Origin of the sequence: Klenkia marina (assembly GCF_900101025.1) — a bacterium.
Lineage (GTDB): Bacteria > Actinomycetota > Actinomycetes > Mycobacteriales > Geodermatophilaceae > Klenkia > Klenkia marina.
Genome location: NZ_FMUH01000007.1, coordinates 149,674 through 163,248 on the forward strand (window position 1 = coordinate 149,674; position 13,575 = coordinate 163,248).

Consider the following 13,575-nt stretch of genomic DNA (forward strand, 5'->3'; position numbering starts at 1 on the left):
ATTGTCAGCGCTTGCGCGTGACCCCGTTCAGCACGGGCCCCAGCGTGGGCCACAGCGCCCAGAAGTCGCGCTCGGCCTGCATGGCCCGCATCTCCTCCAGGGCGTGCAGCCGGCCGTAGGTCCAGGCGTTCTCGCCGGCGGCGAAGGCGGCCAGCCCCAGGGTGCGGCACAGCTCGCGGGTGACCACGGTGTCCTGCCGGTCACCGAGCACGTCCTGCAGCTGCTTCATCGCGTCGACCACGCCCATGGCGGCGCCGTTCTTCTTCTTGCCGCCGCCGTCGAGCACGGGCGCGGCGACCTCGGCGGTGTAGCGCACCCGCTTGCCGGCCTTGCGCACCTCGTGCAGCGCGAGCTCGTAGGGGCTCTCCGCCGCACCGTGCTCGGCGAGCGCGTGCCCGGCGGGGCCGTCCTCGGCGAACTCGGCGTCCTCGGCGGTGTCGACCAGCTTCTGCAGCCGCTTCACCGTGCGCCGCAGCACCGCGGCCAGGACCTCCTCGGCCGGCTCGGCGGCCAGCTCGGTCAGCGGGGGCTGGTCGACCAGGGCGTGCAGGGTGTCCAGCAGCGTCAGGTAGCGCGGCGTGCTCATCGCGGCGACGGCGTGCCCGGCGCCCTGCGTGCCGCCCTGGAGCTCGGCCTGCTGCAGGCGGGCGGCCACCGGGCCGAGCACGAACTCCACCGGCTGCGCGGCGACCAGCTCGCGCAGGTGCTCGACCGACACCTCGGCGTCGCGGGTGCCCGAGAGCTCCTGGCCCAGCCACTGCAGCTCGTCGCGGACGGCGTCGGTGCGGGTGCGGTCGATGACCGGCCGGTAGGCGGCCAGGATGCTGCGCAGCCGGCGGGCGGCGACGCGCACCTGGTGGACGCCGTCGGGGACGTCGGTGCGCACCATCAGGTCGGCCCGCTGCAGGGCGGCCAGCTGCCCGGCGAGCGCGGCGACGACGACGTCCCCGGCCTTGGGGACCGCGGCCAGCCGGGCCTGCTCGGCGGCCTCGTGCTCGGCGGCCTCCTGCGCCTTCGCAGCCCTCTTCGCGTCCTTCTTCGCCGTCTTCTTCGCCGCCTTCTCGGCGGCCTTGGCCGCGGCCTTCGCCGCCGCCGCACGACGGGCGATCTCCTTGGCCCGGGCCTTCTTGCCGGTGGGCAGCGGCTCCTCGGGGACGGGCTGCTCGGACAGGTCGTCCACGACGCCGTCCTGCTCGCCGGCGGCCGCGTCGTCGGCGCCGTCGGCCGCCGCGCCCTCGGCGACGGCGTCCTCGGCAGCGTCGTCCTCGTCGTCCTCGTCGTCGTCCTCGTCCTGGACGGCGGCCGGCGGCGGGCCGGCCAGGCGGTCGGCGAGCACGCGGGCGAGCTTGGCGGCCGAGGCCGACGGCCGGGCACCGGAGACCTCGAGCTCGGCGCCGACGGCGCTGAGCAGCCCCTCGTCGCCGTCGACCAGCTCGACCTCGACCTCGCGCCACGTGGTGACCACGACCGCGTCGCCGGGGGTGGCCGGCAGGGCGGTGCCGGTGACCTGGTCGTCGGCGACCTCGGCCAGCACCCGGCCGTCCTCGGCCAGCAGGGTGGTCAGGGTGCGGCGGGTGGCCAGCGTCGCGACCTGGGCGGTCGGGGCGCGCCGGACCACGCCGAGCACCGGCGCGAGCGTCGCCCGGGGCGGGGCCTTGACGGCCCGGCCCAGCGGCGAGTGCAGCTCGCGGCGGGCACCGGCCTCGGCGGGGAGCTTGAGGTGCCAGCCCGCGTCGGTGCCGCCGGTGCGCCGGCGCAGGGTGATCTTCGCGCGGGCCAGGCGCAGGTCGGCGGTGTCGTAGTAGGTGGCCGACAGCTCGTGCACGACGGGCTCACCGACCGAGGCCACCCCGGGCACCCCGGAGAGGTCGGGCACCACGAACGTCTCCTCGACGTCGAACTTGCGCTCGATCTCGGTGTGCTCGGTCGCCACGGCGCATCCACTCCTGCTGATCAACGGGTTGAGGTGCGCTTTCTACCGCAACCAGGTGAACGGCAACCCCGTGGCCGATCATGGCTGCGATGAGCACCGTGCGGCGCGACCTCCTGCCCCTGGCCCTCGCGACCCCCTGGGCGGTGTGCGCGGGGCTGCGCGCGACCGGGGCCGAGCGCGGCTGGCCGCTGGTCCCGGCGATGTCGTTCGTGCCCTACGCGGCGGCCTCGGCGGTGCTGCCGCTGGGCGTCGCACTGGCCCGCCGGTCCCCCGTCGCGACCGCGGTGTCGGCCGCCGCGGCCGGGGTGCTGGCCGGCGCCGTGGCCGCCCGCGGGCGGGGCGGGGCAGCCGCCGGCCCGGGCCCGCGGGTGCGCATCGTGTCGGCGAACCTGCTGCACGGCCGGGCCGACCCGCGCGCCGTCGTCGACCTGGTGCGCCGCCTGGACGCCGACGTCCTGTGCCTGGTCGAGCTGACCCCGGCCGCCGACGAGGCGTTCCGGGCCTCCGGGCTGCCCGAGCTGCTGCCGCACGAGCACGTGCGCGGGCACCGGCCGGGCGCGCCGCCGGCAGCCGGGGGCGCGGTGTGGACCCGCCTCGAGGTGCTCGAGCGGGGCGGGGCGCCGGGCCGGTTCGAACAGCCCGTCGTCCGGTTGGCCGTGCCGGGGGCGCCCGACCTCGAGGTGACCGCGGTGCACACCGACCCCCCGGTGACCCGGTCGCGCACCCGCCGGTGGGAGCGCGAGATGGCCCAGCTGCCGGGGGCGACCGACGACGTCCTTCGCGTGCTGGCCGGGGACTTCAACGCCACGCCCGACCACGCCACGTTCCGGCGGCTGCTGGCCCGGGGCTACGCCGACGCCGGCGCCCGCACCGGGCGGGCGCTGGTGCACACCTGGAGCCCCGAGCAGCGCCCGCAGCCCCGGCTGACCATCGACCACGTGCTGGCCGACCGGCGGGTCGGGGTGGCGGCGTTCTCGGTGCACGACCTGCCCGGCAGCGACCACCGGGCCCTGGCGGCGGAGCTGGTGCTGCCGGCCCGGTAGGCACGAGGATCGAGCGGTGCGCGCGCTCGAGGTCCTGGTCGTCGTCGGTGTCCTGGTGCTGGTCGGCTCGGTGCTGGCCCGCCGGTTGCGGTTGCCCCCGCCGCTGGTGCTGCTGGCGCTGGGCACCGTCGTCGGCTTCCTGCCCGGGGTCGGCGGGGTCGAGATGCCGCCGGACGTCGTCCTGTTCCTGTTCCTGCCGGCGCTGCTGTACTGGGAGTCGCTGACCATCTCGCTGCGCCAGATCCGCGCCGACCTGCGGGTGATCAGCCTGATGTCGATCGCCCTGGTGCTGATCACGGCCGGCACCGTCGCGGTGGTCGCGCACGCCCTGGGGCTGGACTGGCCGATGGCGTTCGTGCTCGGCGCGGTGCTGGCCCCCACCGACGCCACCGCCGTGTCGACCGTCGCCGGGCTGCTGCCCCGCCGGGCGCGCACCATCCTGCGGGCCGAGAGCCTGGTCAACGACGGCACCGCGCTGGTGGTCTTCGGGGTGGCGGTCGGCGTGGCCGTGGGCACGCTGGACGTCGGCCCGGGCGGCATCGCGTGGCGGCTGGTGCTGTCCTACGCCGGGGGCATCGCGGTCGGGCTGGCGCTTGCCTTCGCCGTGGTCGCGGTGCGCCGACGGCTGCACGACACCCGGCTGGAGAACGTGCTCAGCGTGCTCACCCCGTTCCTGGCCTACCTGCCGGCTGAGCTTCTGGGCGTCTCCGGCGTCGTCGCCGTGGTGACCTGCGGCCTGACCCTCACCCAGATCTCCACGCGGGTGATCTCGGCCCGCACCCGCGTGCAGTCCACCAGCTTCTGGACCCTCACCACGTTCCTGCTCAACGGGGCGCTGTTCGTGCTGGTCGGCCTCGAGCTGCACGCCGTGGTCGAGGGCCGCACCGCCGACGAGCTGTGGTCCGGCGTCGTGGCGACGCTGTGGATCGCGCTGACCGTCGTCGGCACCCGCCTGGTGTGGGGCAACACCACCCCGTTCGTGATCCGGGCGCTGGACCGCCGGCCGGCGCAGCGCGCCCGTCGGGTCGGGTTCCGCGGTCGGCTGCCCACCCAGTGGGCCGGGTTCCGCGGCGCGGTGTCGCTGGCCGCGGCCCTGGCGGTGCCGACGACGACCGCCGACGGCACCCCGCTGGAGGGTCGGGACCTGGTGCTGCTGGTGACCTTCGGCGTCATCACCGTCCTGCTGGTGGTGCAGGGCCTGACCCTGCCGGCCGTGATCCGGTTCTCCCGGTTGCAGCAGGACCCCGCCGAGGAGGAGGAACGGCTCCTCGCCGAACGCGAGATGACCCGGGCCGGCGCCGAGGCGATCGAGCAGCGGGCCACCGAGCTGGGCGTGCCCGAGGTCGTGGTCGAGCGGGTGCGCGAGTCCTACGAGACCCGCATGCGCCAGCAGCACGTCGAGCAGGTGCTGGCCGACGGCCGGGTCACCGACCCCGACCACGTCGCCGCCAAGCGCCGGGTGCTCGCCGACGCGGCCGCCGAGTCGCAGCTGCGGCTGGCCCTGCTGGCCGACAAGCGCGAGGCGGTGGTGCGGCTGCGCGACGAGCACACCATCGACGACGGCGTGCTGCGCCGGCTGACGGCCCAGCTCGACGTCGAGGAGGTCCGCCTGCTGGGCGTCGAGACCGACGAGTAGCCCGGAGGGGGTCCCTCCCCTAGCCGCGGTCCTGGAGGAAGGGGAACCGCGCGCGGACGCGGGCGACCTCGGCGGCGTCGACGTCGGCCAGCAGCACCATCTCGCCGTCGCCGGCCTCGGCCAGCAGCTCGCCCAGCGGGCTGACGATGCGGCTGTCGCCGCTGTGCTGCGTACCGTCGCCGGCGGTGCCCACGCGGTTCACGCCCACCACGTAGGCCTGGTTCTCGATGGCCCGGGCGCGCAGCAGCGTCGTCCAGTGCTCGCGGCGGGCGGCCGGCCAGTTGGCCGGCACCAGGTAGACGTCGGTGTCGGGCGCCAGCGCCCAGAAACCGTCGGCGAAGCGGAGGTCGTAGCAGACGAACAGGGTCACCCGCAGGTCACCGACCTGCACGGTCAGCGGCGCGGAGCCGGCGCGGTACCGCTCGTGCTCGCCGGCGTAGGTGAACGGGTGCTGCTTGCGGTAGCGGTGCACGGTGCCGTCGGGCCCGGCCAGCACGAAGGAGTTGAACGGGAGCTCCTCGCCGACGGCGATCTCCGCGCACGACCCGCCCACCCAGACCCCGTGCTGCTGCGCCTGCTCGGTCAGCCACTGCGCCGACGACCCGCCCTCGGGCTCGCCGATGCCCGGGGTCATGGAGAACCCGGTGGAGAACGTCTCGCTGAGCAGCACCAGCTCGGCGCCCTGCTCGACCGCCCGGGCCACGTGGCCGGCCAGTGCCGCGTGGTTGGCGGCGCGGTCCTCCCAGACGATGTCGTGCTGGATCGCGGCGATCCTCATGCGGTCAACCTCCGGACTGCCTCGTCGAGCACCTCGTCGCGCTTGCAGAACGCGAACCGCACCAGGTCGCGGCCGTCGCCGGCGTGCTGCGGGGTGTAGAACGCCGACATCGGGACGGCGACGACGCCCACCCGGTGCGGCAGCTCGCGGCAGAACGCCAGCCCGTCGCCGTCGACCCGCGCGGTGGCGAAGTAGGTGGCCTGCGGGCTGACCACCGGCAACCCGGCGGCCGCGAGCCCGGCCACCAGGCGGTCACGCCTGCCCTCCAGCTCGGCGGCCACCCCCGTGAAGTACGCGTCGGGCAGACCCAGGCCGGCGGCGATCGCGGGCTGGAAGGGTCCGGCGTTGACGTAGGTGAGGAACTGCTTGGCCGTGCGCACGCAGGCCACCAGCCCCGCCGGCCCGCACACCCAGCCGACCTTCCAGCCGGTGGTGGAGAAGGTCTTGCCGCCGCTGCCGACCACCAGCGTGCGCTCGCGCATGCCCGGCAGCTGCGCCAGCGAGACGTGCTCGGCGCCCGAGAACACCAGGTGCTCGTAGACCTCGTCGGTGACGGCCAGCAGGTCGTGCTCGAGGACGACGTCGGCCACCACCTCGAGCTCCGCGCGGTCGAGGACCTTCCCGGTGGGGTTGTGCGGGGTGTTGAGCAGCACCAGCTTGGTGCGCGGGGTGACCGCGGCGCGCAGCTCGTCGGGGTCGAACGTCCACGGCGCGGTGGAGACCTCGCCCGGCGCGACCGGCGGGGGCCGCAGCGGCACCGGGACGACGACGCCCCCGGCCATCGCGACGCCGGCCGCGTAGCTGTCGTAGAGCGGCTCGAGCACCATGACCTCGTCGCCCGGGTCGAGCAGCCCGAGCATCGCCCCGGCCAGGGCCTCGGTGGCACCCGCCGTCACCAGCACCTCGCTGCCCGGGTCGTAGGCCAGGCCGCGGAACCGCTGCACGTGGGCGGCGATGGCCTCCCTCAGCACGGGCAGCCCGGGGCCGGGCGGGTACTGGTCCAGCGGGGTGCCGATCGCGGCGCGCGCGACGTCGAGCACCTCGGCCGGCCCGGGGGTGTCGGGGAAGCCCTGCCCGAGGTTCACCGAGCCGGTGGCCACCGCCAGTGCGCTCATCTCGGCGAAGACCGTCGTCCCGAAGCCCTGCAGGCGGGCGGCGAGGTGGGTGCTCACGCGGTCGAGCCTGCCACCTTGACCAGCACGTCGGGCGGCACCACCCAGGGGCGGTCGGGGTAGCGGTCGAGCACGACCGTCACCTTCGACCGGCCCAGCGACGCGATGCGGCCGACCTCGCCGCCCAGGTAGGCGGGCACCCCTCGACGCGTGCGGGTGGGCGCGATGCGCACCCGGTCGTCGACGGCGATCGGGTCGCCCCGGTAGTCCGTGAACCCCGCCATCCCCCGAGTGTGCTCCCGCCGCCACACGCACGCCGTGAGCCGTCGCACGACGCCGAGGACCCGTTCCGGGCGCGTTCTGGGTCCTGGGCGTCACATGACGCCTGCGGGCGGGGGCGGGGCGACACGGGGCCGGGGCGGCAGCGGTGGATCGGGGCGACACTCGGGGGCATGACGACGTCCACCACCTCCCTGGTCGACGAGCTGCGCGCGGCGCTCCCCGACGGACAGCTCGTCGACGACCCGCAGATCGCCGAGTCCTACCGGCACGACGAGGCCGAGTGGGCGCCGTACGGCACGCCGCTGGCCGTCGTCCGGGCGCGGTCGACCGCCGACGTCCAGGCGGTCGTGCAGGCCTGCCTGCGGCACCGCGTCCCGCTGGTGACCCGGGGCGCCGGGACCGGGCTGTCGGGCGGGGCCAACGCGGTCGAGGGCTGCGTCGTGCTCAGCACCGAGCAGATGACCGCGGTGCTCGAGGTCGACCCGGTCGAGCGGCTGTGCGTGGTGCAGCCCGGTGTGGTCAACGACGACCTGCGGGCCCACGTGGCCGGGTTCGGGCTCTGGTACCCGCCGGACCCGGCGTCCTCGCCCTGGTCGACGATCGGCGGCAACGTGGCCACCAACGCCGGGGGCCTGTGCTGCGTGAAGTACGGCGTGACCCGCGACTTCGTGCTCGGCATGGAGGTCGTGACCGGCACCGGCGAGGTGGTGCGGCTGGGCCGCCGGACGGCGAAGGGCGTGGCCGGCTACGACCTGACCGGCTTGATGGTGGGCAGCGAGGGCACGCTCGGCGTGGTCACCGAGGTGACGCTGCGGCTGCGCCCGGCCCGGCTGCCCGAGCACACGGTGGCCGGCTACTTCGACTCGGTGGTGGCCGCGGGCGACGCCGTCCGGGCGGTGGGGGCCGCCGGGTTGACGCCGTCGGCGCTCGAACTGGTCGACCGGCACTGCCTGGCCGCCGTCGACGCCTGGAAGAACATGGGCCTGTCCACCGAGGCGCAGGTCGTGCTGCTCGGCCGCACCGACACCCCCGGCGCGGCCGGCGACGCCGAGGCCGACGCGCTGCTGGCCTGCTTCGAGTCCGCCGGCGCCACCTGGGCTGCCCGCTCGACCGACCAGGAGGAGGCCGACGCACTGTTCGCCGCCCGCCGGCTGGCCTACCCGGCGCTCGAGCGGCTGGGTCCGGTGCTCACCGAGGACGTCTGCGTGCCCATCGCCGCGGTGCCGTCGGTGCTGGGCCGCATCGAGGAGATCGCCGCCGAGCACGACGTCCTCATCGCCAACATCGCCCACGCCGGCGACGGCAACCTGCACCCGCTGATCATCACGCCGCCCGGCGACGAGCCGGCCCGGGCGCGGGCGATGCTGGCCTTCGACGAGATCATCGTGGCGGCGCTCGCCGCCGGCGGCACGGTCACCGGCGAGCACGGCGTCGGCCTGCTCAAGCGGCCCGGGCTCGCCGACGAGGTGGGCCCGGCGGTGATGGCGATGCAGCGTGCGGTCAAGCAGGCCCTGGACCCCGCCGGCATCCTCAACCCCGGCAAGGTCGTCTAGGCCCGGGACGGGTGACCGGTCAGGCCGGCGCGAACCGCACGGTGCGGGTGGCCGGGTCGGCCTCGGTCAGCCGCACCCGGACGACGTCCCCGGGGGTCAGCCGGCCGTCGCAGCGGGCCTGCACGGCGAGGTCGGCGAGCACGACGGTCGAGCGCTTCTCCTCGGCGTCGAGCACCACGGCGTCGAACACCTCGCCGACCCGACCGGACAGCATCGTGGCCTCGACCAGGTCGACGACGGCCCGCTCCACCGCGTGGGTGCGCCGGTCGGAGGCGGCCATGAGCGCGGGCAGCTCCGGCAGGGCGGCCCGCAGCTCGGCCGAGGGCTGCTCCCCCGCGGCCAGCGCCAGGCAGACCTCGGTGCCGAAGCGGTCGACCAGCCGGCGCAGCGGGGCGGTGACGTGGGCGTACGGCCCGCCGACCCCGCCGTGCCCGGGCTCAGCCGGGGCCTCGCCGTCGAAGGCGGTGTAACCGGCGCCGCGCAGCAACGAGGTCGCGGCGTCGAGGAAGGCGGCATGCCGGGGCCGGGCCGGGTCGAGGGTCCCGATCACCTCGCCGGGCCCGGCGCCGTCGGGCCACGCGACGCCCAGGCCGGGGGCCAGCCGCCGCAGGGCCTCGACCGCGCCCGGGTCGGGGGCGGGCAGCGTGCGCAGGATGCCCACCCCGCCCTCGAGCATCAGCCGGGCCGCGCACCGGCCGGTCAGCAGCGAGATCTGCGCGTTCCAGCCCTCGACGTCGGACTGGCCACGGAACGCAACGGTCCAGCCGCCGTCCGGACCGGGCTCGACCTCCTGGGACGGCGTCCCGAGCTCGATCGCACCCCGGTCGCGGGCGCGGGCCTGGAGCAGCCGGCCGATCTCGGGCAGCAGCTCCAGCTCGGCGGGCAGGTCGGCGCCGACCGCGACGTAGTCCAGCTGGGCACGGCTGCGCACCCGGGCCCGCCGCAGGTCGACCGCGGTGATCTCGCCGGCGGCGTCCAGGTCGATCGTCCACAGCGCGGCGGGGCGGAGCTGGTCGGGCAGCAGGCTGGCCGCGCCCTCGCTCAGCTGCGGCGGGTGCAGCGGGGTGCGGCCGTCGGGGCAGTAGACGGTCTGCCCACGACGACGGGCCTCGGCGTCGACCGCGCTGCCCAGCGGCACGAAGGCGCCGACGTCGGCGATGGCGTAGGAGACGCGGTAGCCGCCGTCCCGTCGCGCGAGGTGCATCGCCTGGTCGAGGTCGCGCGCGCCCGGCGGGTCGACGGTGACCAGCGGCAGGTCGGTGGCGTCGTGGTCGGGCAACGGGGGCGCGGCTGCGACGCGGTCGGCCTCGGCCAGGACGTCGGGCGGGAACTCGGCCGGGACCTCGAACTCCGCCCGGACCGCGGCGAAGTCGAGCGGACCGGACACCTTCAGCACGCGAGCCACCCCGCCACCGTGGCACACCCGCACGTTCCACGTGGAACGACGACCTCAGCGCAGGACGCCGCCCAGGTCCGCCGAGGCCAGCAGCAGCACGAGCACCGGGACGACGCCCGTGGCCGGCACGCGGTAGCGCCCGCCGCCGTCGGCCTCCACCACACCGGCGCCGGTGAGGGTCGTCAGGTGGTGGTACAGCTGCCCGGACGACGACCCGCCCACCGCCTCGACCAGCTCGGCGACGCTGGCCGGACCGCGCAGCAGGTGGCGCACGACCTCCAGCCGGACGGCGTGCCCGAGCGCCGCGAGCACCCGGACCCCCGCTGCGGGCGGCAGCCCGAGCACTGCGTCTGCGTCGTAGCCGATCTCCCACGCCACCTCGCCGTGCAGCCGCACCTGGCCGCCGTAGGTGACGGTGCCCGCGTCGCCGGCACCGCCCGGAGCGGGCGCGCCCTCCAGCGCGGCCACCCGGGCCTCGAGCTCGGCCAGCCGTGCGGCCAGCTCCTCCGTCGTCACGGCACCATGCTCACACCCGTCGATCAGCGCAGCGCGCACTCCAGCTGCGCCCGGGCGTCGGGGTCGGTCATCGCGGCGAGCAGCACCTGCTGCTGCGGGAGGCCGGAGGTCAGCGCCCCGGCCCACTCGCCGACCGCCATGCCCTCGACGAGGAGCACACCGACGGTGACCTCGCCGTCGGCGGTGCGCAGGGCGATGGCCTCGGTCAGCACCCCGGGCAGGGAGCCGCCCTTGAACCCCAGCCCGGCGTACCCCTCGGGCGGTCCCTGCCACTCGAGCTGGGCCCGGGCCGCCGGGAGCGCTCCCGCGCCGATCGCGGCGTGCACCGCCGCGAGACCCTCGGCCGTGCCGGCCACCGAGTCCGCCGCCCAGGTGGTCTGCGCGGCGGGGTCGGGCAACGGCAGGGCCTGGACGCGGGCAGCCTCGGCGGGGTCGTCGACGTAGCGCTGGGCGGCGGTCTCGGGGTCGACCCCTGGCTCCAGCACGCGCAGGAGGTCGCCGAGGAAGCTGCCCGTGGGGGCGCCGTCCCAGCCGAGGTCCGCGGCGGTGGCGGCGAGCACCTCGGGACCGAGCAGCTCGCGGAGCAGGTCGGGGGCGGCGTTGTCGCTCTCCTGCACCATCGCCGAGACGACGTCGGAGACCAGCACCGGCGTGGCCGGGTCCGTCGCCCGGACCCCGTCGGTGGCGATGCCCAGCCGGGTGAGCGCGGCGACGTGCGCGCCGCCGTCGGTGCCGGGGAGGTACCAGCGCTCCCACCGCCCGACCGGCACGGAGGCGTCGGGGGCGAGGCGACCGTCCTCGACGAGGGTGGCCCAGGCGGCCAGGTGCACGACCTTGCGGGCCGAGGCGAGCGGCCGGGCCCGGTCGCCGAGGTGCTCGACCCGATCGCCGTCGTCGAGCACCAGCGAGGCGTCGTCGGGGTGCGCGGCCAGCCAGCCGAGGAAGTCCTCGGGCGTGGTCGTGCCCGGGGTCGGCGAGGCCGTGCACGCGGTGGGGGTCGGTGACCCGGACGCCGTCGCCTCGGCGGCCGGGGTGGCCGTGCAGGCGGTCATCAGCAGGCCGACGGGCAGGGCGGTGAGCAGGCGGCGCATCGTCTTTCCCCGTTCATCCGGAATTACGTACATCCGGAGAATGGCAGGACGCGGGCCGGTGCGCCACCGGGTGGACAGAGGCCATGCCCGAGGGACACATGATCCACGTGGACGCCCGCCGGTTCGCCGAGGCGATGGGTGGCCACGTGGTGCACGCCGAGAGCCCGTTCGGCCCCGCCGCAGGGGCCCGGCGTGCGCGGAGCGTGCGGTGGGGGGCGGCGGGGTCCTTCTGCTCTTCCTGCGGTTCTCCGGCGACTCACCGCAGTACCTGCACGTGCACCTGGGCCTCATCGGCGGCTGGACCTGGTGGGACCGCGACCACCAGCAGCTCGCGGGCCGGCCGGTGGTGGAGGCCGACGACAGCAACGTGCGGCTGCGGTTGCGCTCGGGCCGGGGGGACGCCGAGCGCAGCGCCGAGCTGCGCGGGGCCATCACCTGCACGCTGGTCGACGAGGAGGGCCTGGACTCCGCCGTCGCCGAGCTCGGCCCCGACCCGCTGCGCGACGACGCCGACCCCGACGTCGCCTGGGCCAAGGTGCGGAAGTCGAGGAAGCCGATCGGGGGCCTGCTGCTCGACCAGGCCGTCACCGCCAGCGCCGGGCTGATCTGGCGGGCCGAGGTGCCGTTCCTGGCCGGCGTCGACCCGCACCGCCCCGGCGTCGACGTCACCGAGGACGAGTTCACGACGATGTGGTCGGAGATGCGCCGGGTGATGAAGGGCGCCGTCGAGCGCGGCGGCACGGAGATCACCACCGACCCCGAGGACCGGCCGCAGACCGACGGCCACGTCAGCCGCGACGACGCCTTCTACGTCTTCCGCCGCGAGGGCGAGGGCTGCCTGCGCTGCGGGACGCCGGTCGAGGTCGCCGAGATGGGGACCCGCAAGGTCTGGTGGTGCCCAGGGTGTCAGCCCCGCTAGGGACGTCGGCGTTGGCCCCGTCGCAGGGTTCCGGGGCGCGCGCAGCGTGCCGCGGGGGGCGACGGGGCCCTTCCAGCAGCCCCACTGAGCTCGCGCCGAGTGCACGACGGCGGTGGTCTCGGGCCGCCGGAGTCCACCGCAGCAGTGCACTCGGCGATCATGGCGCCATGAGCGCGAACGGCCCGGGGGTCTTCGATGACGACCTCACGTGCGACGTCCGGGACACCTACCGGCGCTTGCTGCAGGACCGGGTCCCCGACGACGAGGCGACCCGGCAGACGATCGCTGGCTGGGCCGACCTCGGGCCGGACGAGGAGCCGCGGCTCTGGCTGGCCCTGGCCGCCACCCAGTCGTCGGTGGGTCGGCTCGACGACTCGGTCCTCCGCCGCGCGCTCGAGGTCATCGACACCGGTCGGGATCTCGAGTCCTGGAGCGAGCTCGGGGACGAGTGGGTCGTCGCCCGGGCCGGTGCACTGGCCGATCTCCGCGCTCGGCTGACCGGACCGCAGCCGACCCGGAAGGCGGTGAGGCGCCCGTGGCGCTGGGTCACGGACCTCACCGTGGGAACCGTCCTCGCCTGGAGGAGGAGCGACGGCGACGTGGTGGTGCTGCGGGTCGTCCACACCCCGGAGGACCGGTTCACCGGGTCGGTCGGCGTGGTGCTGCAACGGCTGGCATGGTCCGGCCCGGATCTGCCTCCGCCCGACCAGCTCGCCTCCCTGCCACCAGGACCGGACGTCGTCCCCCCGGACCCGTACGGAGGAAGGGGTCAGCCGGGGGCCTGCATTCCGTTCCGGTGGCGGAAGAGCCATGCCGACTGGGCCGACGTCGGCTTCGTGGTCTGCGGCTCCGTCCCCCCTCGCGACGGCGACGCGGGCGACTGGGAGCTGCACGTCCCGCACATGTGGTGGGAGACGCTCACCTTCCACCTCGACCAGGACTGAGGGCCTCCCCGGCTCGACCTGCCGATCCGGTCCCCGCCTTCGGCCCCGCGTGACCGCACGCCGTGCGCCACAGCACCGCGCCGACCGCACCCCTGCGGTGGTCTCGAGGCGCCCGGGACAGCTGCAGGGGTGGATTCGAGTGCACCGCAGCCGGTCAGCCGACGCGGAAGTCGCCCAGGCCCTCGATGGTCACGACGTCGCCGGCGCGCAGCTGGCGGCCGCGGCGGTCCTCGGGCTCCCCGTTGACCTGCACCACGCCGTCGGTCAGCACGTCCTTCACCTGCGCACCCGTCGGGACGGCGTCGACCAGCTTGAGCAGCTGACCCAGCCGGATGACGTCCTCGCCGGCACGGAGCTCCACGGTCTGCATGC

The 13,575-nt window shown here is 75.8% G+C and carries 13 protein-coding genes; 5 read left to right on the forward strand and 8 right to left on the reverse strand.

Annotated elements, in window-relative coordinates; translation table 11 throughout:
* Window positions 1–4: 4 nt before the first annotated feature.
* Window positions 5–1,933 carry a CYTH and CHAD domain-containing protein gene (locus tag BLP29_RS18485; RefSeq protein ID WP_243470084.1) on the reverse strand — a complete coding sequence of 643 codons (1,929 nt, stop codon included), beginning with the start codon at window positions 1,931–1,933 and terminating at the stop codon, window positions 5–7.
* An 89-nt stretch (window positions 1,934–2,022) separates the two neighbouring features.
* Between BLP29_RS18485 and BLP29_RS18490 the strand changes: the two genes are divergently transcribed.
* Window positions 2,023–2,976: an endonuclease/exonuclease/phosphatase family protein gene (locus BLP29_RS18490; protein ID WP_092807281.1), complete on the forward strand. Its 954-nt coding sequence runs from the start codon at window positions 2,023–2,025 to the stop codon at window positions 2,974–2,976.
* A gap of 16 nt (window positions 2,977–2,992) precedes the next feature.
* Window positions 2,993–4,612, forward strand: coding sequence for a Na+/H+ antiporter (locus tag BLP29_RS18495; protein ID WP_092807283.1), 1,620 nt, complete (start codon window positions 2,993–2,995; stop codon window positions 4,610–4,612).
* A gap of 19 nt (window positions 4,613–4,631) precedes the next feature.
* Here BLP29_RS18495 and BLP29_RS18500 read toward each other — a convergent pair whose 3' ends face one another.
* Genes BLP29_RS18500 through BLP29_RS18510 form a run of 3 tightly spaced genes read right to left on the reverse strand, consistent with a single transcriptional unit; the run spans window position 4,632 to window position 6,786 of the window.
* A complete protein-coding gene (locus tag BLP29_RS18500; protein WP_092807285.1) occupies window positions 4,632–5,390 on the reverse strand; it encodes a nitrilase-related carbon-nitrogen hydrolase in 759 nt (252 codons plus the stop codon).
* The gene (locus BLP29_RS18505) at window positions 5,387–6,562 is read right to left on the reverse strand and encodes a pyridoxal phosphate-dependent aminotransferase (protein WP_243470085.1); all 1,176 of its coding nucleotides are present in this window, start codon (window positions 6,560–6,562) and stop codon (window positions 5,387–5,389) included. The genes BLP29_RS18500 and BLP29_RS18505 overlap by 4 nt, the downstream gene beginning before the upstream one ends.
* The gene (locus BLP29_RS18510; protein WP_092807287.1) at window positions 6,559–6,786 is read right to left on the reverse strand and encodes a hypothetical protein; all 228 of its coding nucleotides are present in this window, start codon (window positions 6,784–6,786) and stop codon (window positions 6,559–6,561) included. The genes BLP29_RS18505 and BLP29_RS18510 overlap by 4 nt, the downstream gene beginning before the upstream one ends.
* A gap of 168 nt (window positions 6,787–6,954) precedes the next feature.
* Here BLP29_RS18510 and BLP29_RS18515 point away from each other — a divergent pair, with 168 nt between their 5' ends.
* Complete coding sequence (locus tag BLP29_RS18515; RefSeq protein ID WP_092807289.1) at window positions 6,955–8,337, forward strand: FAD-binding oxidoreductase; 1,383 nt, start codon at window positions 6,955–6,957, stop codon at window positions 8,335–8,337.
* A gap of 19 nt (window positions 8,338–8,356) precedes the next feature.
* Here the strand turns inward: BLP29_RS18515 and BLP29_RS18520 are convergent, their stop codons facing one another.
* The 3 genes from BLP29_RS18520 to BLP29_RS21120 are packed head-to-tail and all read right to left on the reverse strand — an operon-like array spanning window position 8,357 to window position 11,340.
* Entirely contained in the window at window positions 8,357–9,742 is a 1,386-nt protein-coding gene (locus BLP29_RS18520) for an RNB domain-containing ribonuclease (RefSeq protein ID WP_092807526.1), read from the reverse strand.
* Window positions 9,743–9,787: 45 nt separating this feature from the next.
* Window positions 9,788–10,249: an ArsR/SmtB family transcription factor gene (locus tag BLP29_RS18525; RefSeq protein WP_092807291.1), complete on the reverse strand. Its 462-nt coding sequence runs from the start codon at window positions 10,247–10,249 to the stop codon at window positions 9,788–9,790.
* 23 nt (window positions 10,250–10,272) lie between these two features.
* The gene (locus tag BLP29_RS21120; RefSeq protein WP_165839447.1) at window positions 10,273–11,340 is read right to left on the reverse strand and encodes a serine hydrolase; all 1,068 of its coding nucleotides are present in this window, start codon (window positions 11,338–11,340) and stop codon (window positions 10,273–10,275) included.
* 208 nt (window positions 11,341–11,548) lie between these two features.
* On the opposite strand from BLP29_RS21120, the gene BLP29_RS21125 reads away from it, so the two are divergent.
* Together BLP29_RS21125 and BLP29_RS18540 are read left to right on the forward strand one after the other, a co-directional pair.
* A complete protein-coding gene (locus BLP29_RS21125) occupies window positions 11,549–12,259 on the forward strand; it encodes an Fpg/Nei family DNA glycosylase (RefSeq protein ID WP_165839448.1) in 711 nt (236 codons plus the stop codon).
* 167 nt (window positions 12,260–12,426) lie between these two features.
* On the forward strand, window positions 12,427–13,203 hold the full coding sequence (locus tag BLP29_RS18540; protein ID WP_092807297.1) for a hypothetical protein: 777 nt from the start codon (window positions 12,427–12,429) through the stop codon (window positions 13,201–13,203).
* Between the two features lie 154 nt (window positions 13,204–13,357).
* Here the strand turns inward: BLP29_RS18540 and BLP29_RS18545 are convergent, their stop codons facing one another.
* Window positions 13,358–13,573, reverse strand: a complete 216-nt coding sequence (locus tag BLP29_RS18545; RefSeq protein WP_092807528.1) for an RNA-binding S4 domain-containing protein — start codon at window positions 13,571–13,573, stop codon at window positions 13,358–13,360.
* Window positions 13,574–13,575: the final 2 nt, after the last annotated feature.

Excerpts from the sequence above, each read along its gene's own strand:
- BLP29_RS18490 (WP_092807281.1), top strand. The coding sequence starts at position 2,023 with ATGAGCACCGTGCGGCGCGACCTCCTGCCCCTGGCCCTCGCGACCCCC.
- BLP29_RS18500 (WP_092807285.1), bottom strand. The coding sequence starts at position 5,390 with ATGAGGATCGCCGCGATCCAGCACGACATCGTCTGGGAGGACCGCGCC.
- BLP29_RS18510 (WP_092807287.1), bottom strand. The coding sequence starts at position 6,786 with ATGGCGGGGTTCACGGACTACCGGGGCGACCCGATCGCCGTCGACGAC.
- BLP29_RS18515 (WP_092807289.1), top strand. The coding sequence starts at position 6,955 with ATGACGACGTCCACCACCTCCCTGGTCGACGAGCTGCGCGCGGCGCTC.
- BLP29_RS21120 (WP_165839447.1), bottom strand. The coding sequence starts at position 11,340 with ATGCGCCGCCTGCTCACCGCCCTGCCCGTCGGCCTGCTGATGACCGCC.
- BLP29_RS18540 (WP_092807297.1), top strand. The coding sequence starts at position 12,427 with ATGAGCGCGAACGGCCCGGGGGTCTTCGATGACGACCTCACGTGCGAC.
- BLP29_RS18545 (WP_092807528.1), bottom strand. The coding sequence starts at position 13,573 with ATGCAGACCGTGGAGCTCCGTGCCGGCGAGGACGTCATCCGGCTGGGT.